Annotated in this window: 14 protein-coding genes and 1 pseudogene; 11 read left to right on the plus strand and 4 right to left on the minus strand. The window is 54.9% G+C overall.

Translation table 11 applies throughout. The features are described 5' to 3' along the window. Positions 1-203: 203 nt before the first annotated feature. From AC3ZVB_RS10595 to AC3ZVB_RS10615, 5 genes are all read left to right on the plus strand, one after another. Entirely contained in the window at positions 204-5,315 is a 5,112-nt protein-coding gene (locus AC3ZVB_RS10595) for an RHS repeat domain-containing protein (RefSeq protein ID WP_490146485.1), read from the plus strand. A gap of 250 nt (positions 5,316-5,565) precedes the next feature. Beyond that, on the plus strand, positions 5,566-6,123 hold the full coding sequence (locus tag AC3ZVB_RS10600) for a fimbrial protein (protein WP_490146486.1): 558 nt from the start codon (positions 5,566-5,568) through the stop codon (positions 6,121-6,123). An 86-nt stretch (positions 6,124-6,209) separates the two neighbouring features. Continuing rightward, positions 6,210-6,965, plus strand: a complete 756-nt coding sequence (locus tag AC3ZVB_RS10605) for a fimbrial biogenesis chaperone (RefSeq protein ID WP_490146487.1) — start codon at positions 6,210-6,212, stop codon at positions 6,963-6,965. A 31-nt stretch (positions 6,966-6,996) separates the two neighbouring features. After that, positions 6,997-9,504: a fimbria/pilus outer membrane usher protein gene (locus tag AC3ZVB_RS10610; RefSeq protein ID WP_490146488.1), complete on the plus strand. Its 2,508-nt coding sequence runs from the start codon at positions 6,997-6,999 to the stop codon at positions 9,502-9,504. Positions 9,505-9,570: 66 nt separating this feature from the next. Then, positions 9,571-10,662 (plus strand): fimbrial protein, encoded by a 1,092-nt coding sequence (locus AC3ZVB_RS10615; protein WP_490146489.1) that lies wholly within the window; start codon positions 9,571-9,573, stop codon positions 10,660-10,662. Positions 10,663-10,713: 51 nt separating this feature from the next. Here the strand turns inward: AC3ZVB_RS10615 and AC3ZVB_RS10620 are convergent, their stop codons facing one another. From AC3ZVB_RS10620 to AC3ZVB_RS10630, 3 genes are all read right to left on the minus strand, one after another. Next, a complete protein-coding gene (locus AC3ZVB_RS10620; RefSeq protein ID WP_490146490.1) occupies positions 10,714-12,195 on the minus strand; it encodes a hypothetical protein in 1,482 nt (493 codons plus the stop codon). 137 nt (positions 12,196-12,332) lie between these two features. After that, entirely contained in the window at positions 12,333-14,534 is a 2,202-nt protein-coding gene (locus tag AC3ZVB_RS10625) for an autotransporter outer membrane beta-barrel domain-containing protein (RefSeq protein ID WP_490146491.1), read from the minus strand. 167 nt (positions 14,535-14,701) lie between these two features. Then, a complete protein-coding gene (locus AC3ZVB_RS10630) occupies positions 14,702-16,669 on the minus strand; it encodes a hypothetical protein (protein WP_490146492.1) in 1,968 nt (655 codons plus the stop codon). Between the two features lie 339 nt (positions 16,670-17,008). On the opposite strand from AC3ZVB_RS10630, the gene AC3ZVB_RS10635 reads away from it, so the two are divergent. The 4 genes and pseudogenes from AC3ZVB_RS10635 to rarD all read left to right on the plus strand — a co-directional run bounded on the left by AC3ZVB_RS10635 (position 17,009) and on the right by rarD (position 20,498). Beyond that, positions 17,009-18,022, plus strand: coding sequence for an aldo/keto reductase (locus AC3ZVB_RS10635; protein ID WP_490146493.1), 1,014 nt, complete (start codon positions 17,009-17,011; stop codon positions 18,020-18,022). A 577-nt stretch (positions 18,023-18,599) separates the two neighbouring features. Further along, a complete protein-coding gene (locus AC3ZVB_RS10640; RefSeq protein WP_490146494.1) occupies positions 18,600-19,106 on the plus strand; it encodes a hypothetical protein in 507 nt (168 codons plus the stop codon). Between the two features lie 154 nt (positions 19,107-19,260). Then, positions 19,261-19,512, plus strand: a pseudogene (locus tag AC3ZVB_RS10645) (aldo/keto reductase); the annotation flags it as partial. 104 nt (positions 19,513-19,616) lie between these two features. Continuing rightward, the gene (rarD, locus tag AC3ZVB_RS10650; RefSeq protein ID WP_490146495.1) at positions 19,617-20,498 is read left to right on the plus strand and encodes an EamA family transporter RarD; all 882 of its coding nucleotides are present in this window, start codon (positions 19,617-19,619) and stop codon (positions 20,496-20,498) included. A gap of 125 nt (positions 20,499-20,623) precedes the next feature. Here rarD and hppD read toward each other — a convergent pair whose 3' ends face one another. Further along, the gene (gene hppD, locus AC3ZVB_RS10655) at positions 20,624-21,700 is read right to left on the minus strand and encodes a 4-hydroxyphenylpyruvate dioxygenase (protein WP_162436485.1); all 1,077 of its coding nucleotides are present in this window, start codon (positions 21,698-21,700) and stop codon (positions 20,624-20,626) included. 441 nt (positions 21,701-22,141) lie between these two features. Here hppD and AC3ZVB_RS10660 point away from each other — a divergent pair, with 441 nt between their 5' ends. Together AC3ZVB_RS10660 and AC3ZVB_RS10665 are read left to right on the plus strand one after the other, a co-directional pair. After that, positions 22,142-23,677, plus strand: a complete 1,536-nt coding sequence (locus tag AC3ZVB_RS10660) for an EAL domain-containing protein (protein WP_490146496.1) — start codon at positions 22,142-22,144, stop codon at positions 23,675-23,677. A gap of 231 nt (positions 23,678-23,908) precedes the next feature. Then, entirely contained in the window at positions 23,909-24,274 is a 366-nt protein-coding gene (locus AC3ZVB_RS10665) for a histone-like nucleoid-structuring protein, MvaT/MvaU family (protein WP_162436486.1), read from the plus strand. The last annotated feature ends 4 nt before the right edge of the window (positions 24,275-24,278 follow it).

Consider the following 24,278-nt stretch of genomic DNA (forward strand, 5'->3'; position numbering starts at 1 on the left):
ACTCACGATTAAGAACCACTGCACCTCAATGAAAGTTTCGACCTCCGTTGATATGGCGAACGCACAGGATGTGCGACGTATTTGTACACGCCTTACCTATAGAGACGTGGTTCACAATGCGCCAGGCGACCTATACAGCAGATCTTCTTGCGTCAACTCCTATCGTCATTAACTGATTCTATTACCCTATGAGGGGATCGCCCATGGCCGCGTCTACCGCTGTCCACTCCAACGCGTTTAACTTCTTGAGTTTCGTTCAATCAGGTGTTGATTCACGCACTGGTTTATACACCGTTTCAATTTCATTGCCGGAAGTTAAAACCAACAACCTCTGCGGCCCCGTCGTTCCATTAACACTTGCGTTCAATCCGCTCAGCACCGTCGACAACGGGTATGGTGAGGGATGGGGCCCGGCAATGTCTGAATATCTGACGGATAAAAGGATCATCTCCGTCAATTCAGGAGAAACTTTCGCCGTCACGGGCGATTACGGGGACGATAAAAAAAATCCGGACCCCAGTCGCCAAAAAATGAAAGAACAGAAAATCGAGAGTTTCAAATTCTACGAACTTGCGGAGTCCGATGAACACCGTCAATTCGGCGAATACAAAATTGTACACAAGTCTGGTCTTGTGGAGATCCTCAAAAGAATGGGTTCCAGCCCGGAAGTGGCCATGCCCGTGAAAATGTTTTCGCCAGTAGGTCATTCAGTGACACTGGCCTATGGCAACGGTCACGACGGTCGAATGCTCAGTACCATCAGTGATAGCACGGGCGTGATTCTGGAAGTCATCAAAGGGAGTGGTTTCGTTAAAATCAATGTAAGACCGATCAACAATGTGCCACTGGCCACTTTTATCCTGCACCTGGAAGGTAATCGGTTGACGCGCGTCGAGTTGCCCACCATTAACGGGGCGGGATGGCGTTTTCTCTACGGACTTGAACGCGAACAATTGTGCATCAAAGAAGTCTGGACGCCCGTTGGCGGGCATGAGCTCATCCAGTACAACGATTCGGGACACGGGTTCCCCGGCAATCAAGGACAGAAAAACCTGCCGCGAGTAACGGACCACATCACTGATCCTGGAGGTGGTCAACCTCCGATTTCGGTGAAATACAGTTATAGTAACGATGGCAGTAACTTCCTGGGTAATAACTCCAGTATCGAATGGAAGGACGATGGGCTGGATAACCTCTACAAGGTTACTGAAGCCTATACCTACGAGACTACCGAGAGCTTGATCGTAGGCGGTAGTGCAGTACGCACCGTCACTCGAATTTTCAACCGTTTTCACTTGCAAACCATGGAGGCAACGACACAAGGCAACCTGCGTAAAGCCGTCAGAACGACTTACTATGCAGACGATTCGCTATCGTTTGATCAGCAAATACCTCAGTGCCAGTTAGCCAAAGAGGTTTCAAACGTCTGGTCGATTACCGACGACCCACGCACCTGGCGCCGGGACAAAGAGCTCAGTGAGTACGATATTCACGGCAACCTGACTTTTAAGCGTGCATCGAATGGTACTGCTGAAACGATCACATACTTTCCGGCTAAAGGAGTACCCGGAGAATGCCCGGCAGACCTTTACGGTTTCGTACGGAACGTGCGTTCCAAGACCGTTACTCCGGCCTCGGACCTGACGCTGATTCCCGATCTGCAGGCCGGTGCGCCGACAATGCGTACACAATATCGTTATGCGATGCACCCTCCTGTCAGCACAGCCACCACACCTTCGATATTAATGGTTGAAGAACAAATACTTGAAGTTGGGGACGAAGCCGAAGCCCTGGTTCAGCGCTGTGTCTATAGTTACTTCAATGAGCCTGACGATCACCTCAGGCACGGGGAGCGTCAACGTCAGTCGATGACGCTGGTTAACGGTAACAAGCAGAAAACATTGTTTACCGACTACAAGTACAGCATCGAGAAAGCGACGTATGCGACCTTTGCAGGTGAAGCAGTCCTCTACACCGAGGAAACATTCACGACTGATTTCGACGATGTCAGCAAATCCGTAAATCTGGAGCGTTCACTGCTGACCGGTGAATCGTTGCTCGTCAGCGACAGGGACGAGCAACTACGTTACACCTACGATGAATTAGGTCGGGTTCTCAGCGAAACCGAGGCACCAGAGAGTGGATTCCCTGCAACCCGGACCTTCACATACCATCTGGTCTGCCCGGCTTGTCCTGGCGAAGAGCCTGTGACCGAGCTCGCTTATCAGGAATTGACGGACGTTAAAAAAGTCAAAACCCGTACATGGTTTGACGGGCTTGCCCGTGCGACCAAGGAAGAGCTTGAGGACATCGATAACGCCGACGGCGGTACACCAGTATTTCGCGTTATCTATGAAGCCAATTACGACGCATGGGGTCAGTTGCAAAGTGAAACCGAGGTCGATTGGCTAGGCAAAACCGACCTGCGTCTGACCAGCACTTTTACTTACGACGACTGGGGGCAGCAAGACAGCGCCACAGGTCCCAACGGCGTGACAAATTACACGCGAAAAAATCCAATCACGTTCGTCACTGAAAGCTGGGTTGAGGGCATAGGCAAGTCCGTGACCCTCACAAATCGCTTCGACAAACCAGTCAAGACCGAGCGCTTTGCACTCGATGGAAAAACACGCGTTAGCTTGCACAAGTACAAGTACGACGGGTACGGCAACACTACCGAGGAAATTGACCCGTTAGGTCGAGTCACCCGCTACAGCTATGACAGCAAGAGTCGAATGATCAGCACCATTCTGCCCGACAGGACAGTCGTCGGTCATCGGTACGCCGAACATAGCTGTGCCGAGCTGCCGACCGCCATAACAGTCAAACCCGGCAACAATGCACTGGAACCCGTGACCGTGGGGGAGCAACGCTTCGATGGTTTGGAACGATTGACGCACGTTATCGTCGGTCCGCGGTTAGCGCGTCTGGAGTATGAGGGTGGCCGGCTTCAGCCGCATCAACGAATAACTGCTGCGGGTAAAACGATCAAATATAAATATAAACCTGGTCTGACCAGCAAACCCACCGCCGTCGAGGCGGAAGACGATAACGCTTCGTTCAACTATGACCTGCTCAATGGCAACCTCGAAAAATCAAGCAATGACCAGGGTACCTATGACTTCACCTATAACGGTGCTGGCCATTTGAGTGTCGAGACCTGGACTGAACCTGGCACACCAAAACCATGGGTCACTCGCTACACCAGTTCGTTGAAAGGCCGGCAACTGACGCGAACGGATGTCGGTGAACAGACCACCCACGCAGAATATGATGTTAACCCGGCCACTGGCGTCGGAACCGGACGGCTGACTAAAGTCACCCAACGTCAGCTTGAGAGCGAATTTGAATACGACCCGCTTGGCCGCCTCTATCGCACCACGACCTCAGACTTGGGCACGGGTAACTCGCTCGTTACGACTCTGTCCTTCGATGATCTTGGCCGAGAAAAAAACCGTACGCTGACTTTGCGTAACTCATCCGGGAAAAAGTTACAGGCGGAACGGAGTATCGATCTGACTTATCTGGCCGATGGAAACCTGCAGACCCGGCATCTGAGTGTGGACGGCAAAACCGCCTTGCTGGAAACCTTCCAATACGATCTGCGCGGCCGGATGGAAATCTACGAGTGCTCAGGCGATGACTTGCCAAAGGATCGCTTTGGCAATGCCATCGTCAAGCAGTATTTCGAGTTCGATGCGCTGGACAACGTCATTTACAGTCAAACCGACTTCAATGATGGTAGCCAGGACACTGTCGAATTCGGATTTGCAATGGACGACCCTTGCCAACTGGTGAGCGCTATCCATAGCCACCCTGCCTATCAGAGTCTCCAAACCGAATTCAGTTATGACGCGGACGGCAACCTGACTCATGATGAATTGGGTCAACAGTTGCAATACGACAGTCAAAGTCGCCTTTTAGGAGTTGCAACCGCGCAAGGTCAGCCCGTCAGTTCCTACCGTTATGACGGGCATAATCATCTGTTGGCGGTCAAGCGGGAGGGCGATGTTGAAACGTTACGCTTTTATGAAGGCAATCAACTAAGCGATACGATGCATCAAGGCCAACACACCCAATTGCTCCACGCTCGGGGGCAAGCACTTGGTCAACAAGTGCCGGGGGACGATTCGAAAACCTTGCTACTACTGACCGATGCCAAAAACTCGATTATCGCCGAAAGTCAGGACACTGAATTGCGCACGGCGGTATATACCCCTTACGGCGAGCTTAGCAGTGACAACAGGCTCGAAAGCCTGCTGGCTTTCAACGGTGAAGTGCGCGACCCGGCCAGTGGCTGGTACCTGCTCGGTCGAGGTTATAGAGCCTATAACCCCGGCCTCATGCGCTTTCACAGTCCGGACTCTATGAGCCCATTTGGCGCTGGTGGAATTAACGCTTATATGTACTGCGCGGGCAACCCGATTGCCTTTAGTGATCCGACGGGGCATGCAGCCGCCGGCCGTGCAATTAATAACGTTTATTTGGGGGTCGGGCTGACAGTGGGCGCCATACTGGTCGGGGTTCTGCTATCGATTGTTACGGTTAACCCTGGACCGTTAGCGGCCGCATTAAAAGTTTCGACCGCCTCTGCCACAGGCACCTTGGTGCTGCAAGTCGGTGCAATGTTCGGCGCCAAGGCGACGGCAGCAACGATTTCAACAGCGGTAGGAACGGGCGCAGCCTTCAGCACTGGATCTGTCTGGGCTGCAAATGGGGGGTTCTTTCTCTTTGGTGCACTGCTCGAAGCCTCCACGACGTTTATGAGAGACCCGCTCACATCTGAGGTGATGTCTTACGCAGGGTATGGCATCTCCTTCATTGCTTTGCCGTCACTAAAAACATTTAAACCACCAATTCCTCAAGTTCAATTGTTGAAATTTGCTCAGTATGTTGAAGGCGCAGCGATATCGAAAACAAGTAGCGCGGCAGCGGCAGAAACAAGTGCACCCTCAGGGGTTACAGCCACTCGACTCGCCACTTCGAGCGCTAACGTTTCTGACGCAGAAGCATTTGCTATTGACTCGGCGACTTCTCCTTTATCTAAAGCATCAAATGAGGCCATGTCTTTCGCTTATCAATCCGCTGGAGACGTAACGACAACGACACCGACAACGTTTACAAAAACAATCGAGGCTCCCGCTTTTATCAAAGGAGAAACCCATACGTCGACATCGATTACGCACAAGCCGCGATTTGATGGCCAGTTAAGACAAACAGGTCGACTACAAGGATTTACTGGAAGAGAGACTATAAGATTTTTTGGTTACATTCATGACGGATGGCTTCAACCGCCCAAACCTCCTGCGCTCTAGAAAAACTTAAGTGGTTCAAAGCGCCAGACATCATCAAGCATGTTGCCTGGCGTTATTGTAAACCCTTCATATTGCTTACTTCTTACTCCTTTGTTTGAGAGTTCTCTCATATCCCCCGCCCTTCTCCCTCCATAAGCTCCGCCCCCGAGACAACGCTCACCCTCATCACTTAATCACTGCCCGCGCTTCAGCGGGCGGAACCGGTGCTGTCTCGATTTCACTGCACCGGTTATAAAACAAGGATTGCTAAATGAAGAAGTCTTTACTGGCACTGACCCTGGGTCTGGCTACTACCCTGGTGGGCACTGCCGCTTTCGCTGCTGACAGCACCGGCCAAATCAACTTCACCGGAAACATCAACGCCAATACTTGCCCTATCGAACCTATCGATCCAGGCACAGGTGCTCCGGGCCCGATCAATCTGGGCAGCGTCTCGGTCATTGACTTTGGCGGTGCTACCGATAAAGAAGTGGGCGGGCGCGAATTTGCACTGCGCATCAAGGATGGTGCTGCTTGCTCCATCACGATCGGCGACATGGCAAAGGTTCGATTTGACAGCACGCATGGTAACGCCGGTACCGGTGGCAAGTACTACGCCATTCAAACCGGCGGAGCTACAGGCGTCGCACTTGCGATCAACGACAACGACGGCAAGCACGTTGATAGCGGTACTCAGTCCAAGGATTACCCGCTAAACGCCACAGGCGAAACCCGAATGATTTTCAACGCTAAATATCGCTCCACCAGTGTGAATGTCGTACAAGGCCCAGTCATCGCCAACGTTAACTTCGTCGTTACCCTGCCGTAACTGCGTGTCCCTGAGCGCAAAGCCCTCTCTGCGCTCAGGGACGCAAACGACCTCGCGCAAGCGTGCGCATCGTCCATAGGTATCCCATGTTCGGATCGATTAAATCACTCTGCCGCGACAGGGCGGCACTCTCTTGCGCCATCACTGCGCTGCTGTTGGCCGTTCATGCGCCTTTGAGTTACGCCGCATTGACCCTCAGCAGCACGCGAGTCGTCTTTGACAGTGAAAAACGTAGCGTCTCACTGATCGTCGCCAACCCCAGCGATAAACCCTACGCCGTGCAAACCTGGGTCAACACCAGCGCCGACGATACGACGACGGCCGTGCCCTTCATGACCTCGCCTCCGCTGTTTCGGGTCAATCCAGGTAAGGAGCAGCAATTGCAAATCAACGCGCTGCCCAATTCCCTGCCGACCGATCGCGAGTCGCTCTTTTACTTCAACGCCCAGGAAATCCCCCAGGCCAGTAGCGAACAAAGCAATGTGCTGAACATTGCCATCCGCACGCGCATCAAGTTTTTCTACCGCCCCAGTCAGATCAAGGACACACCCAATGTGCGTATCAAGGACCTGCAATGGTCGCTTGAGACCCTCGGTGGCAAATCCCAGCTTGTCGTGAACAATCCGACACCCTTCCACTACACCTTCAATCGCCTCGAAGTGACGGTGAATGGACAGTCCCACCGTGTGGATCCCACGGAGATGGCCGCACCACTGAATCGTCAAGCATATGACCTGGGCAACGTCAAACCTGGTCCCGGCATGCAGGTGTCGTTTTCTACTCTCAACGATTACGGCGGCACGACCCCATTGATCTCCCTGCCGATTCAAACCGGCCGCTGATACCCATCGAACAACTGCCAGGACAATAATCATGATCCCCTTCCCAGGTCGATGGTGCGTGCCTGCGCGCCTGCGCCTAGCCCACGTTATTTTCATCGGCAGCGGCGCAGCGCTTCTGGAGATCAAACCCGCATGGGCCGAATCGCCCATGGCGTTTCAGTCTGGCTTCATGCATCAGGGCGCCGGACAGCCAGCAGACGCCGGGCACTTGGCGCTGCAAGTGCTGGCGAACGCCCAGGACGTGGGGCCGGGGCGCTATCGCGTCGAGGTTCGGGTCAATCAGGAATACCAAGGGCTGCATGACATCGAATTCAAGCAGGCGGGCACGGCATCACTGTCGCCCTGCCTGAGTGCAGATTTGCTCGCCCGATTCGGCGTTCGCCTCGATGCGGTGGCCGATCCCGAACTGCTCGAAGCGGGCTGCGTTGACGTGACGGCGCTGATTCCCGGTGCCCGCACCGATTTTGACGGTGGCCGGTTGCAATTGGGCATTTCCATTCCACAAATCGCCATGCGCCGCGACGTGATCGGCCATGTTGACCCCAAGCGCTGGGATGAAGGCATCAACGCTGCCTTCGTCAACTATCAGGTGTCGGCGCAGCAAGGCTCCAGCCGTTACGGCGGCAATAACAACAGCCAGGATGTGTACCTGAACGCCGGCGTCAATCTGGGTGTCTGGCGCTTGCGAACCAACCAGACAGGCACTCAGGGCAGTCACGGTGATCGTAAATGGTCCCGGGCCTACACCTATGCACAGCGGGACTTGCCCGGCATGAATGCCAACCTGACCCTGGGCGAAGCGTTCACCGGTGGTGATGTGTTCAAAAGCCTGCCGATCACAGGGGCATTGATTGCCACCGATACCGCCATGCTGCCGGACGTCCTGCAAGGTTATGCCCCGATCATTCGCGGCGTTGCGCTGACCCGTGCCCGATTGGAAGTCAGGCAGAATGGCTACCCGATCTATTCCACCTACGTCAGTGCAGGCCCTTACGAAATCGATGATTTGAGCACTGGCGGCGGCAGCGGCGAACTGGAAATTGTGCTGACGGAAGCCGATGGACAGGTCCGGCGATTCATCCAGCCTTACGCCTCTCTGGGCAACCTGCTGCGAGAAGGCACCTGGCGTTACAACGCCGCAGTCGGTCGTTACAACGCGGCCAGTCACATCGATGATCCGTTACTGTGGCAAGGCACAATCGCGATGGGCCTTGGCGGCGGCAAGACCGTTTATGGAGGGTTGCTGGCGGGTGAATATTACCGGGCAACCAACGTCGGCCTGGCCCAGGACCTGGGGGCGATCGGTGCACTGGCGCTGGACGTCACCCGCTCCGCTGCGGACATCGATTCCGCAGATGTAGCCTCGGTACAGGGGATGAGTTACGCGATCAAATACGGCAAGACCTTTCCCACTCGCACCAGCCTGCGATTCGCTGGATATCGCTACTCCACAGAAGGGTATCGGGACTTCGATGAAGCGGTGCGCCAGCGCAGTCAGGATTCCAGTTATAGGGGCAGCCGTCGCAGCCGCATGGAAGCTGCGGTCTATCAGAACATCGGCACCCGTAGCTCGGTGAACCTGACACTCTCGCAAGAAGACTTCTGGCGCACCGACTATCAGCGTCGCCAGTTTCAATTCAGCTTCAATACACAGTATCAGCGTGTCACCTACTCCCTGTTCGCCAGCCAGTCGCTAAGTGATAAACAAGACTACAGCGACCGTCAGGTGGGGCTCAGCGTTTCCCTGCCGCTGGACTTTGGGCATAGCGCCTCCGCCACGTTCGACCTGCAAAAGAATGGCGATTCGTTCAGCCAGCGCGCCAGCGTGAGCGGCAACCTCGATCAAAGCCGCCTCAGTTATCGAGCTGCCGTGGCCAATGAAGATGGCCTGCAACGCTCAGCCGAACTGTCCCTGGGCTACCAGACGCCGGTCGGAAGCTTCGGCGCGGGTCTGAATCAAGGCACCGAGTACCGGAACCTGTCCATCAATGCCAGCGGTGCAGCGTTGTTGCACGGCGACGGTATCGAATTTGGCCCTTATATGGGCGAAACGGCGGGCCTGATCCATGTGCCGGGTGTCAAGAACGTCGGCATCAACAACGCACCGGGCGTGCGCACCAGTGAAGACGGCTATGCATTGGCGCCATACCTGCGCCCCTATCGCGTCAATCAAATAGAACTGGACACCGATCAATTGGGCCCCGAAATCGAAATCGACAATGGCACTGCCCAGGTCGTCCCTCGTCGTGGCGCTGTGGTCAAGAGCACGTTCGCGGCTCGCGCAGTGAATCGCCTGGTCATCACCGCGTCCTTCAACGGCCAACCGCTGCCCTTCGGCGCACAAGTTGTGGACGCTGACAAAGCAGTGCTTGGCATCGTCGGCCAGGCTGGCCAGGTCATGCTCAGTACCCATGACCAACCACAAAGCCTCGAGGTTCGCTGGGGTGATCAGAGCGAACAACAATGCCGCTTGGAAGTCGACCCGCAAGGCATGGAACAGGCTCAAGGCTACCGATTGCAGACCCTGGCTTGCCATTGAGACGTACTCATTCAAAAAGGCGCCGGGCTTGATGTCCAGCGCCTCGCTCATTGAAGGAAAACAGTTATGAAATCATCTACACGACCGTGGATGTGCGTACTGGGGCTGGTTGCCGGCTATCAGTTTATTCAGCCTGCCGAGGCGAACACGTGCTCATGGGCCACCGCGACACCCGGGCCGATCAACTACGTCGCTAATGTCGCCAACGTTTACGTTCCGCGAGACGCGCGCATCGGCAGCGTTATCGGCACCATCGACAAATTTGTCATAACGCCCAACCCTGGCAGCGCAAGCATCTCCTGTACTAATACCAGCACAACGCTAAGATTCAGCGCCATTGCGACTGCCCCTCCCAGCCATAGCATCAATGAGCCCCTCGGTGGCGCAGACCCCAGAGGAAAAATTTTCATGACCAACATTCCGGGTGTTGGCGCACGCATCAGACTGGAGCGACCATTCGATGGGGTAGCCACCAACTCGTTTACACCCATAGCTGGGTTGCCGATCGTGCCCTTTGAAGCCGAAAACAAGCGCCTTCCTACTGCTGCCATTGCGTTTAGTAACATGAGGAGCTTCGTAACGCTGGTAAAAACCGGGGCCATTCCACCCGGCTCACACGCTCTGAACCAGCAGCTGTTCGATGGGTTTTTTACAGGCATCGGGAAGGGCTTCAGCTACGGGATCAGCGGCACGGTCATGCAGTCTCAATGCACCGTGGGCGCCAAACCCGTCAGCGTTGACCCGGTCCCGCTAGGCACATGGAACGCCTCTGACTTCACCCACATTGGCTACACCACTGCCCCAACTGCTTTCACGATCACCCTGACCAACTGCGAATCGGACCCTGGGGATGTAAACAAGGCGGTTGCGCACATTCGCCTTGACGGGGCAAACGGTTCTTTACCAGTCGGGGATGGCAGCAATGGCGTGTTCACTCTGGGGACGGGCTCGACAGCCAAAGGAGTGGGAATACAAGTACTGCGTGCAGACACCGGAGCACCGGTGCCCTTGGGCACCGATGTTCCGTTTGGCTTTATCGAAAACGGTGTCGATAAGGTACTCGAGTTCAACGCCTCGTTTTTTCAAACTCACGACAGTACTCAGATTGGCGCGGGTGTAGCAGAAGGCTCATTGGGCTTCACCCTCACCTACCAGTAGGCGCAAAGCCCCTGTACAAAGGGGCTTGATCGTGCCACGAGGCCCTCAAAATCATGAGCGCAACATTGGCGTCAACTCGGGAAACGGAAACCAGCTCTCGCCGTCGTCGAAACTGACTTGCGTCAACACCTTGAAGCGCTCGTCTGACTTGAGACTCATCATGAAGTCCTTTGGCAGCGTCGCCGGTACACCGCCCGTCATTTGCGCGAGGGTGACAGGTTCTTTATTCAGAACCGTTCTTGATCTAGTTACACCGCCTTGGTCACGCCCGCTGACAGTGATGGTGATCAAGCTGCGCGTGCTGATGAAATTCCACGTTCGCTGATGAGCCGGCAGACCCGAATCAGAAATGTCTGACTTGAATACCGGATCGCTGTGAGGTGAGACCAGTTGCGGGGGCGAGAATCGAGCGGGGGGAAATTCACGCACCGCTACTTCCAGAAAGTCGGACGGTTTTTTGGAACCCTCCGGTAGATAGATAATGTAGTTAACCAGCATGCTTTTCTTGAAATAGGCCGCCACATTCTCCGGGGGAATTTTTACCTCTTTTGTTCCCCAAGGTACCGGCACCGTAATTTCACCGGCCGTATCTGGCTCACCAAACTGCACCTCTACCCTGTCGTCTCTAAAGTAAACAGCCTCATCGGGTATACGCACCGTCACCCCGTTCAATGCGTTTAACGGATCGAGCGGTCCCCAGTCTGAGGGATCGTCCTCTATTTCCAGGACCCATGGGTTTGGTGCAAAACGGGGCGGCCGGATTGCGGCCACGTCCAGGTCGGCGGGTGTAGATTCGGCACTGGGGTTCGAGGCACGATCCTCAACACGATAAAAGACCACGCGCGGTCCATCGCCCATCGCGCGAATGAATTCGCCAGTGAACGTCAATTTAACGGGGTCGTTATAATTCAGGTGAGTGAGCGGCTGGCTCCGCATTTCTTGCGACGCGCTATTGGCGGGGTTTTTCCAGGTTGCGATCACCACGTCGCCCGGCGCGGCGGTGGTGTAGGCGGGAACAGTGGCGATTACCTGGTCATTATTTTCCGGGCGGGCGAGGTAGTCGATATCGATACTGTTGGGAGGTCTGACTTCAGCAGGGAATATCAATTCGCTAGAAGCGTTGAGCAGTGGCGCTTGTTTGTCGATGGTGACGGTAAAGGGATGGGACCGCGCTGACACCCCTTGGAAATTCTCCATGATGAAACTGATCTGATGCTCGCCCTGAGGCAGCTTGTCGGCGGCTATCTCGATGAAATAGTCGGCGGGGTCCATGGGCAGAGGCCATGTCCGGGTGCCGATTATATCGGTTTCATTGTCATCCAGAAAAACGTCGACCCGCTCGGTCCCGTCATCTGAAGGCGGCGTGTCGTACCAGGGTTTGAACTCAACCCGCAACGGATTGCCCGGATCTGCCCAGGCATTGCGGGGCAGCAGATTGGTTTCCCCGCCCGGTACATCGGGCAACGGAGCGGGTCGTGTCCACGGAGGGGTCATCGTTGGGTCGATTTGATGCATGAATTCGGATGCTGACATTTCGAGTTCTCCTTGCTGAAAGTCGGACACACCCAGACGGGAGTCCGGGCATCCGCAAATCCCGATGAACAGTCAACACCGTGACGGGAAGGTACCGGGCTAGCGCCCAGTGCCGTTCGCCTCGTGGCCCTGAGCGCTTACCAAAGATAACGCACGCCCACGTTGGCTCCCCACGGTTGTTCGATTTTGTTGCCGTTGCTGTAATCGAAATCGGCATGAATCGACACCTTGTCGCTCAGCGACACGGCTACACCAGCACCCAACTCGCCACGAGAACCCGATAGGTCGTTGTTGAACGAGTGGTCATTGACTTTCACTTCGTTATTGTTGGCGAACTCGTGCACAAAGGCGGCGCGAAGGTAGGGCTGAACCGTCTTGTCATCCCACTTGAAGTTGCGCCCGGCAGTTGCCCCTGCCTTGGCGAGCAACGAATGGGTGCGATCGCCTTCGGCGGACAAACCGTTATCCAGGTCGTAATCCTTGCCCTGGATAATCACACCAGACAATTGGGTGAAGGGTTCAACGAAATAGTCGTCAGCCAGTTTGATATGGCGACCAAACTCCAGAGACCCACCGACACCATGACTGTCGTAGTTGCCCTTGGTTTTCTTGCCATCGCTAAGGTGCACATCGGACTCATTCTGGAAACGGTTGAACTTGAGCACGCCATCGAAGTAGTAGCCGCTCGGCTCATCGACCCAGGTGGTGTAGGCGCCCAGGTAGTAGCTATCGATAGTGCCACTGGTGCCACGACTCAAATCCAGGTCGGACTTGCTGTAACCACCCAGCACACCCACCAGCCACTGCCCGTCACCCATCGGCAACGGCGCATCGGCACCGAACGACAGACCCTGCTGGACTTGCTGGTAAGCGACACCCGAACTGGCATCGACGTTGAATTTGTTGCCGTAGGCACGCATCCAGCCACCGGCCTTGCCGTGGTCCATGCGCACTTCACCCATGCGGCTGCGCAAGGTACTGAGTTCGCCATACCAGGCAGTCGGTGCCGCATTGAACAGCGCGATCACCGATTGGGTGCCCGGGCTGATGGTGCGAGTGAGGGTATTGAGGTACCAATCGGTGTTGCTCAGCTTGACCAGGTCATAGGAGTACGCCCCCAGGTTCACACCGCCACCGGCGAGGTTGAACGTCGCATCGCCACTGCCGATGTGGACCACAGGAATCGTGCCGGCGCCCACAGGTTCCGAACCACTGGCATCAAGTTCTACGGTGTGTTTGCCGGTGGCATTTCCGGCTACGGTCAGGGTATCGACCTGGCCGGTCTGGAGATTGGTGTGGATGAAGAACGTGCCGCCGGTACCCGACAGCGTTCCCACGTTCAACTTGAAGTACTCACCCGGATTGCCGAACTGGATGGCACCGCCATTCATGTCCAGATTTTGCACCGAACCGTCACCGATCATGACCCAGCGTGCACCGCTGTTGATACCCAGATTCTGCACGTTCTGCAAACGACCGGTCAGGGTGGCGGAGTCTTCCAGCAAGACATTCGCCGTACTGGTGTCGTCCGCGATGATATCGCCGACAAGTGTGCTGCTGCCGACCCGCAAATTGGCTTCGGCGCCCCTGACCACGTTCATCAGTATGCCATTGGAGGACGATAGCGTAGAACCGTTGAGCACGGCGATGTTTGCCTGGGACGTCCCCGCAGTGCCGGCATCCACGACAATTGCCGAACCATTGAGGCCTTCGACATTGGTCTTGTTCAAGACCAGCGAGCTGGCGGAGTCGAGTCCGTTATCGGGGTTGATATCGATCCCGTTTCGGCTCCCGGTGATCGTGCTGCCATTGGCCTCGACTGTGCCACCGAATACGCGCAGGCCGCCAGCATTCGGCCCGGTGCCGATGAGCGTCGATTCGTTCAGCGTCAAGTGGCTCAAGGCATTGACCGTGGCACCGTTGGTTACGCCGGTGATCGTACTTTTACTGACGGATGCAATAGATCCTTCAGTCCCCGCCGGATCACGACTGACCACCAGACCGACCCGGTCACTTGAAACGGTAGCGCCGGCAATATTCGCCCTGCCGGCGTTCAAATGCACACCATTGGCGCGGGTGGCTTGAACGGTGGTGCCATTAAGGTTCAGAGTCGAGTTGTTGACGGTGATATCACGGGTATCGCCACCATTGGCATTCAGGGTCGACGCACCGTTCAATACGTAATTGTCGGGGGCGGTGTTACTGTCAATGTTCAAGACCTCGCCAGGGTTCAAAACGCTTGCGTACCCCAGGTCGCTGATCAGCAACAAAGGCGCGATAGACAGTAGCTTCAAAGTACGGGACAGCGGATGCAGTTTGAACAGGTTGACCGTGGACATACAGACCCCATTGGCAAGTGAACAGAAAGCCGCGCAGGTTATAGATCGTGAACGTCGTGGTATGTAGGACTTATCTGAAGGAACTATTGAGCAATGAGATACGTCGCCAGAAGAAACGGGTGACTGCGGTCGTTTCTTCTGGCGGTGCTTTTGCTGGGCTTACTTGCTCAAGGCTTGGCAGGTATTTCGCAACTCCCCTCGCCCTGTAACAGCCCGACCCTTGTGTTGGAAGGCGCTGCTGCAGCGGGTTTGGTCTTGATGGTGTAAGTCACATCGCCTTTGCCGAACGAAACATCTTTGACATAGATAGGCTTGATATGGGTGTCGTAGGGCTCAATGAGCCAGACAATTCCGTCTCGCGCCTGCTCTGCGCTGATATTGAGAAATTCTGCTGTTTTCTTGGCCCCTGGCAGATGTACCGGCGCTGCAAAGTTCTGATAAGCCTCCCACACCACTTCGACATCATCGCCCGCTTTCAAATGAGCACTTGGCGGGATTCTGTATTCAAAGCCGTATTCGGTCTGGCCGGCGTTCCAGCGCAACGAATTGCAGTTGAAGCGGTCAGGTTGAAACGTGTGCAACGGTTCGGCAGTCGGTAATTTCAAGACCAGGAATTTGATCTCGACCGTTGAACGGGGCTTCGGTTCTTGCGGATTGCTGTGGGCCGCGTTGGTCAGCATATACCAGACCGGCATGGCATCGCTGGGGCCTTCGCCGCGAATAACGTCCCAGTCGAGCGGGATCCGGATAACGTCGTCTTCCTTGTCGTTGGTGGTATCGATAACATAAGGAGGGCCGATCGGTTTTCCGTTCCACATGACCTGGTATGTATCATCATTTACCAGCGGCAATACAAGCTCGATTTCTGCAAATACGTCTTTGCCTTCATCGGTATCGACCAACACGTTTTTTACTGCGGACTCACCCACAACCGCCACTTCTTTCAGATTGGGGTTACCAGGCTCCGGGTCCGGGTTATCAGGGCCGGCATTGGACAGGTTGCATTTGACGGTTTCAACTGCTGAACCAAAAGGCTCGACACCGCGCAGTACCGTGTAACTCACAGGAATATCAACAACGCCTTTCGAATCGCCGTACGCTTGCTTGATCATATTCCACGGCACGAAGATATCGAATCCGGTCGTTGGATTAGGCCCTACAGGCGTGCCGGGCTTGAGTTCCAGGTCTTTCCATTTGACGATGATGCTGTCGTTGGCTTTGCCGTTGGTGACTTTGTCTATATGGACGATTACACCGCCATCGATAATGTCCTCACGAAGGAGTTCACCACCGGTAGCATCCGTCACCGTAGGCTTGGGCAGTGGCGTGAGCGGCAACGGACCGAGCGCCACTGACATGAGCTCGTACTCAGACAGCTTGCTTTCGTTCCCCGCCTTGTCAATCAGGACATAGCCGGCACAACAGTTGCCGTCCCCCGCCGCAAGGAACTTGGCCTTGGGGATTTGTACCTTGCCGCCGCCGAGAATAGGTAGCGGACCGATCATATCGATGTCTTCGGGTTTCTCGGGCAGCTCTCCTTTTATCCAACCGAAGGCGATATGAGTGCCGACTGGATCGCCGGTCCAATCGGGAATTGTAGCTTCGAGGAAGTCATCCGCCCCAAACGTCGAATCCTTGATCGGTGGCGTGATGGTAAAAATCATTTTGCTCGGAGATGTCGTGCCATTCGGAGGGATTTTGTCGATAAAAATACGAACACGGTTGGAATGGTCAGTTGGTCCTTGATGGCTTATATGCTCATATCTAAGGTCAAAGGGGCCTTCGTTTTCCGGGTCCAGAAAGAATTCTTTGGTGATAGTAAAAACCAGAGGAATCCAGATATCCCCCCCTTCAAATTCGAGCTCTTCGATCAATGTCCACTCTTCACTGCCCCCACGCGCACGCTCAAGGCGAAAATAATCAGTACCATCACCGGTTCCCGGCAGAGTCCCGCCCCATGTGGTAATCGTGACTGTTTGATCGGTCTTGAGCTTTTCCCGACGTATCAGCCCGGTAGCATCACCGTCGATCACGATATGCTTGACGTCCGGATCCTGAACCACTAGCGGCTGGGCCCCACCGGACGAGGACTCGCCAGCCGCAAGACGTTGCTCTTTTTTTTCTGGACCAGCCATAGTGTCGCTCTCCGTATTCATAATCTGGCGCCATGGACTTGCCATCGCATTTGGGCCGGAAAAGCAGACCGAATTACTGCCGGGCACTACCCAAGTACATCCCGTCGTTCTGCGCTTGGGTGAAGTAAGCTCTTTTTTTTTCAGCGGCGTAACTGTCAAAGTTGACAGGTAGCCCCACATTTTTCCGCGTCAGGGTCGGTGAAATTTCACGCCCGCGAATCGGATCGCCGCCCTCCCCGCTCCTGCAATGCGGGTCTGGAGAATTCGATATTTAAGTTTGATCCTTGCAGCTGGTCTGGTATTTGATTGAGCCTTTCCCAATGGTAAAAGGACTTCTTCATGAGTTACCGCACACTGGGTCATTCGGGTTTACGAGTGTCGACCCTGACTTTGGGCACGATGATGTTTGGCGAACAGACCAGCACCGAGGATTCCCTGCGGATCATCGACAAGGCCTGGGACCAAGGCATCAATTTCATCGACACCGCTGACGTTTATACCAACGGTCGCTCCGAGGAAATCGTGGGTGAAGCCATTGCTGGCAATCGCCACGAATGGGTATTGGCGACCAAGGTTGGCTTCGGCCCGGTTGACGGTGTGCCGAACCGCAGCGGCCTCAGCCGCAAGCATATCTTCATTGGCATCGATGCCAGTCTGACGCGCCTTGGTACCGATTATGTGGACATCTATTACCTGCACCGCGAAGACCACAACACGCCGCTGGAGGTCACGGTATCGGCCATTGGTGATCTGATTCGCCAGGGCAAAATTCGCTACTGGGGGCTATCGAACTACCGTGGCTGGCGTATCGCTGAAGTGATTCGCGTGGCGGATAAACTGGGCGTAGACCGGCCGGTGATCAGTCAGCCGCTGTACAACATCGTCAATCGCCAGGCTGAGGCCGAGCAGATCACGGCGGCGCAGAATTATGGCCTCGGCGTCGTGCCCTACAGTCCGTTGGCGCGTGGGGTGCTCAGTGGCAAGTACGCACCTGATTCAAAACCGGATATCAACAGCCGCGCAGGCCGCGCGGATAAACGCATTCTGGAAACCGAATGGCGCGTGGAATCCTTGCGCATCGCCCAGCAGATCCAGCACTACACTCAAGAGCGCAGCGTCGGTATCGTCGAGTTCGCGATTGCCTGGGTGCTGAACAATGGCGCTGTGACCTCAGCCATTGTCGGGCCACGTACCGAAGCACAATGGGATGCGTACACCAAGGCGCAGGCGGTGAGGATCACGGCCGAGGATGAGGCATTCATTGATTCGCTGGTGACACCGGGGCATGCATCGACACCGGGGTTCAATGATGTGAGCCATTTTGTCTCGGGGCGTGGATCGCGTTCGGTTTGAGATAACCGTAGAAGCTGGGCTTGCTCGCGATAGCGATGTGTCAGGCTGAATGGATGTTGGACGGACTGACCTCATCGCGAGCAAGCTTTGCTCCTGCAAGGGAATGTGCACACAGTCGATGTGTTGTTGATCAGTTGGTCAGTTGGTCAATAATTAGCGCGCTGAAACCACGTATCCCCCGCACCCCTGTTTCACGTTCAACCTCGCGAGGACAAGTTGTCTAAAGGTATCGCTCTATCGGTCACGAAGTTTCCTGTCGTTATCCCGCACTTGTTGCGCTTTCAGTTGACTCTCCGAAACTGCCATATCGAATTCTCCAAAAAAAGTGGGTATTCAGTCATGACTGTCTGGCAGCGTGGATCACGTCGAGCACTGCAAAGAAACGCCCTGTCGCTCTGCCGGCCCAGTTGAAGCCTCGGTAAATTAAGCACGCATTTTTTGAAAGCCGATACTGTCAATGTTGACAGGTACCTTGGCGGCATACCTAACAGAAGTGCTAGGTTTCGCGCTCAGGGAATCATGGTAGTGTTTGTTCCGTGGCCCTACTTAGGCCATTCGATTAATGACAGGAGGAAGTATGAATTTTATTAACCTTTTCAAGGCTGCGATGTTCACAGGATTTGCGCTCATGCTATCCAGCGAGGCCACTTTTGCTAATGAGCCTTTCAACGGAGAAGTTATTCTAAGCGAAATTCAAGCTAGCGGAACCGTAGATGAAGAGTGGTGCCACTTACCTACGACCACAGGCTGGCACATGCTAAACAGGTTAAAAGGTTGCTACACGGATGACTACGACTTGGTTATGTTAAAAAACCTAGATTCCGCGCTGACTATTACTATTATGGACCATGGCTGGTGCTCGGATCATAAAGATAACTGGAGTTTTACCTTTAAGACAATAAAACAACCCACTAACACTGCGCCAACTGGCGGCGCCCAACTTTCAGACTGGGTTAAATTTGAAACTATCTGGAACACCAAAGATGGAGAAGTCGTCGTTCCTGGCATAATGAAGGTCAAAAACGAAGGTACAAAACCGGATTTCACTAACGAGGCAAGCTGCGTAATAATCGAACGCGACTAATTTCGGGGTAAATACGTAGGCGTGAGAGTCAAGATCACCGGAACGTAGTATTGGGCAATCCCCTTCCCTATTAAATACAGTGAAATTTTCCGTTTGCCCCAGCAGTTGTTCTGGTATTTGATTATGCCTTTCTCATTGGTAAAAGGATTTCTTCATGAGCTACCACACGCTGGGGTATTCGGATCGGCAGGTTTCCACGCTCACCCTGGGCACCATGATGTTTGGTGAACAGACCAGCACTGAAGATTCCCTGCGGATCATCGACAAGGCCTGGGACCAGGGCATCAATTTCATCGACACCGCTGACGTTTATACCAATGGTCGCTCCGAGGAAATCGTGGGTGAAGCCATTGCCGGCAATCGCCACGAATGGGTACTTGCGACGAAGGTCGGCTTCGGCCCGGTGAAATGAGCACACAATCGATGGTTGTTGATCAGTTGGTCAATAATTAGCGCCAAAACCACGTATCCTCCGCCCCCCAGTTTCACGTTCAACCTCGCGAGGACAAGTTGTCTAAAGGTATCGCTCTATCGGTCACAGCCTCGGTGCTGTTTGCCGTGATGTATTACTACACCTCCCTGCTCACACCCTTGAGCGGCGTGGAGATTTTTGGCTGGCGCATGCTGCTGACCGTGCCCTGCATGACCGTGTTCATGGTGGTCTCCGGCGAATGGAAACATGTGGTCGGCATTCTCAAGCGTCTCGGCGCACAACCAAAATTGGCAGCCGGCCTGATCGCCTCCTCGGCACTGGTGGGTGTGCAGCTCTGGCTGTTCATGTGGGCGCCGCTCAATGGCTACAGCCTTGATGTGTCGCTGGGCTATTTCCTGTTGCCACTGACGATGGTCCTGACAGGCCGCATCGCCTATGGCGAACGCCTCTCGTACCTGCAGAAGATCGCGGTATTTTTTGCCTGCCTCGGGGTGGTCAATGAGGTCTACCAGGTCGGTGGTTTTTCCTGGGCAACGTTGCTGGTCGCGATCGGTTACCCCACGTATTTCGTACTGCGCAAACGCCTGGCGACGGACAATCTCGGCGGGTTGTGGCTGGACATGACGCTGACGCTACCAGTGGCTTTATGGTTCGTGCAGAGCGGTGAACAAGGCTTCGGCGTGTTCGATCAATACCCGTGGCTGTCGCTGCTGATCCCGATGCTCGGGGTGATCAGTGCTTCGGCACTGGTGGTCTACATCATCGCCAGCCGGCTGTTGCCGTTCAGCCTGTTCGGGTTGCTGAGCTATGTGGAGCCGGTGCTGTTGCTCGGGGTCGCCTTGCTGCTCGGGGAGAGTATCAAGGGCGGGGAATGGTTGACGTACATTCCGATCTGGATGGCGGTGCTGGTGCTGATGTTTGAAGGGTTCAAACACATGGTGCGGCAGCGGCGGCCTTAGGCCCAAAAGAAAACAAATGTGGGAGCTAGCCTGCTAGCGATGGCATCTTCAGTTTCAACATTGATGTTGGCTGAAAGACCGCAATCGCCAGCAGGCTAGCTCCCACAGGTATAGCGTTTGCTCAGTTAGTCAGTGGACAACACACCACGACGAACCTGATCACGTTCGATCGATTCGAACAGCGCCTTGAAGTTGCCTTCGCCGAAACCATCATCGCCTTTGCGCTGGATGAACTCGAAGAACACCGGGCCCATCAGGGTTTCCGAGAAGATCTGCAGTAACAGGCGCTTGTCACCCGACTCGGACGAACCGTCCAGCAGTATCCCGCGCATTTGCAGCTGATCCACCGGCTCGCCGTGATTTGGCAAACGGCCTTCAAGCATTTCGTAATACGTCTCTGGCGGCGCGGTCATGAAGCGCATGCCGATCTTCTTCAGGCGATCCCAGGTGTCGATCAGGTTATCGCTGAGGAACGCCACGTGCTGGATGCCCTCCCCGTTGAACTGCATCAGGAACTCTTCGATCTGGCCAGCGCCCTTGGACGACTCTTCGTTCAACGGGATGCGGATCATGCCATCCGGCGCGGTCATGGCCTTGGAGGTCAGGCCGGTGTATTCGCCCTTGATGTCGAAATAACGAATTTCACGGAAGTTGAACAGTTTCTCGTAGAAGTTCGCCCAGTACGCCATGCGACCGCGATACACGTTGTGGGTCAGGTGATCGATGATCTTCAGGCCCGCCCCTTCCGGATTGCGGTCAACGCCTTCGATGAACACGAAGTCGATGTCGTAGATCGAACTGCCTTCGCCGAAACGGTCGATCAGGTATAACGGCGCACCGCCGATGCCTTTGATCGCGGGCAGGTTCAATTCCATCGGACCGGTCTCGATGTGAATCGGCTGCGCGCCCAATTCCAGCGCACGGCTGTAGGCCTTTTGCGAATCCTTGACCCGAAACGCCATGCCACAGACCGACGGGCCATGTTCGGCCGCGAAGTAAGAAGCCACGCTATGAGGTTCGTTGTTGAGGATCAGATTGATCGCGCCCTGGCGGTACAGGTGCACGTCTTTGGAGCGGTGGGTCGCAACCTTGGTGAAGCCCATGATCTCGAAGATCGGCTCCAGGGTATTCGGGGTTGGCGATGCGAATTCGATGAACTCGAAGCCCATCAGGCCCATTGGGTTTTCGTATAAATCTGCCATGGTTGGCGCCTCATCATGCTTTTAGAATTAACAGCTGAAGTTAACAAATGTTAGTTGCTAGCAATGCTGAGACCGGCGGGTGGCGCGCAGGAGATGCCCCGCACGCTGCGGGCGAGGAAGTCACCGTAGATCAATTGGAACCCAAAACTCTTCATTGTCGACCCAAGGCTGATGCGGGCGAGGCTTCTGCTGCCAGAAGACGATTATTCTTATATGCGTAACCGGATTCTACACAGCGTAAACATATTTGTCCGTCTTCTCTATCAAATCCCCTTTCGCGCCTGGTGTGCAAGGGGTTTGTTGCACCGGAAAAATGGCACCACGTTCTCCGGCGCAAGCGGAAAAGGCCAACTATCATGGGCCTTAGCTGAACTCTTCTGGGAAGTGTGTCGTTGTCCTGCCCGCATTTGAGAGCCCTCTTCCATCGTCCAGGTTTCACAAATGCCATTAACTGTCAGAACCCGTCGTAAACGCGGTGCCCGGATTGCGGTAACCCTGCTCAGTGGCCTGCTTCCAGTGCTGTTGGGAGGCGCCATGCTGTACATGCAGGCGCAGCGTGTACTGGAGCAAAGTGCCGCATTGACCGCCGAAGAAGCCGTCCGCCAATTTGATCTGATGCTCGACAACACCGCCCAGGCCGCGCAGGTATTGCTGCCGCTGGCTGGCCAACCTTGCCAAGACGTCACGCTGGCATTACGCGAGCAAGTCACCCGCCGACCGTTTGTGCGCTCGACCAATCTGGTAAAGGACAACACGCTTTACTGCAGTTCGCTGTTCGGGGATATCCACGAAAAAATCGACCCCGGCGATTACACCGAAGGCAAACTGTGGCTCATGAACGGCAACCCGGTTACCCCTGGCACTGCGCTTTTGGTGTATCGACTCAGCGACGGGCAACGCGGTGCACTGAGCACCCTGGACGGCTATCACCTGAGCAACGTACTGCGATTGATCGGCCGCAAGACGATACTGCTGTTGCAGGTCGGATCGAACTGGCTGTCGCCTGACGGGAAATACCACGCAGGTCCTCTTCCCGATTTACCGGTGGCGCAAACCACGCTGAACTCCTCGCGTTATGCCTTCACCGTGGCGGCGGGGTTTCCTGAAGGTGAGACCTGGCGATACATGCTCAGTGAGTACCCGCCGCTGTTCAGTTTGCTGATTTTTTTCGGCGTTGTGTCCGGGTTGATCGGACACGTTCTGCAAAAGCGCTCGACATCGCCCAGCGTTGAAATGCAACGCGCGCTGGAAGCCGCGGAGTTCATTCCTTATTTTCAACCGGTGGTTCTTGGCGACAACAAGAAGTGGTCCGGCGCCGAAGTGTTGATGCGCTGGAACCATCCGAAGGAAGGCCTGGTACGACCCGATTTGTTCATCCCGTTCGCCGAGCACTCTGGGCTGATCGTGCCGATGACACGCTCACTGATGCGCCAAACTGCAGCGCTGTTGGCGCCGCTGTCAGGATCGTTCGAGGCGCCGTTCCATATCGGCATCAATATCACCGCCCGGCACTGCAAGGACTTGCAACTGGTTGAGGATTGTCGCGAGTTCCTGGCCAACTTCGCGCCCGGGTCCATCAGCCTGGTATTGGAGTTGACCGAACGAGAACTGATCGAACCGACGGCCATCACCCATCAACTGTTCGAACAACTTCACGCGCTTGGCGTGATGATCGCCATCGACGACTTTGGTACCGGCCACTCGAGCCTCGGTTACCTGCGCGAATTCAACGTGGACTTTCTGAAAATCGACCAGAGTTTTGTCGCCATGATTGGCGCCGATGCCCTGTCCCGGCACATCCTCGACAGCATTATCGAGCTGTCGGTCAAGCTCGACCTGGGCATCGTTGCCGAGGGCGTGGAAACCGAGGAGCAAAGTGATTACCTGACTGCTCACGGCGTAAACTATTTGCAGGGTTATCTGTTCGGCCGGCCGATGCCTGGCGAGCAGTTCATTATTAAATTAAGTGACCATTAACTAGCAGCTTAAATACACCCGACGAGACAATGCACCAAAATATTTCAGACATTCACTTTTGTTACATGAAGAAAACATCATGATTTACTCTTGGCGCATTAACTACTACACTTTTTGTTGCCTGTGCAAAATTGGCAGGGCGAGCCACTATCACCGGGTCGCTTCAAGGCTCTTGGCTTATAGCTTTGTTTGCGGTAGGTATTAGCCAAACACACTATTGGAGTAAAGATTTTGTCCAGACTCGCTGAATTTCGTGCAGCTGAAAAAGCCCTTCAAGAGCAGCTCAAACAGCTGGAATCCCTGAAGAATGACGCCGGGCTCAAGAAAGAAATCGAATTCGAAGAGAAGCTCCAGGGCCTGATGAAAACTTACGGCAAAAGCTTGCGCGACATCATCGCCATTCTCGATCCGAACCCGGCAAGGTCCGGCCTGCAACAGGCCTCGGCACCCAAAACCCGCCGCGCTCGCGTGGTCAAGGTTTATCAGAACCCGCACACCGGTGAGCTGATCGAGACCAAGGGCGGCAACCACCGCGGCCTGAAAGCATGGAAGGAACAATACGGTGCCGACACCGTTGACGCCTGGCTGCGCGGTTAAAGCA

It is taken from the genome of Pseudomonas sp. MDV22-iso1, assembly GCF_058145095.1.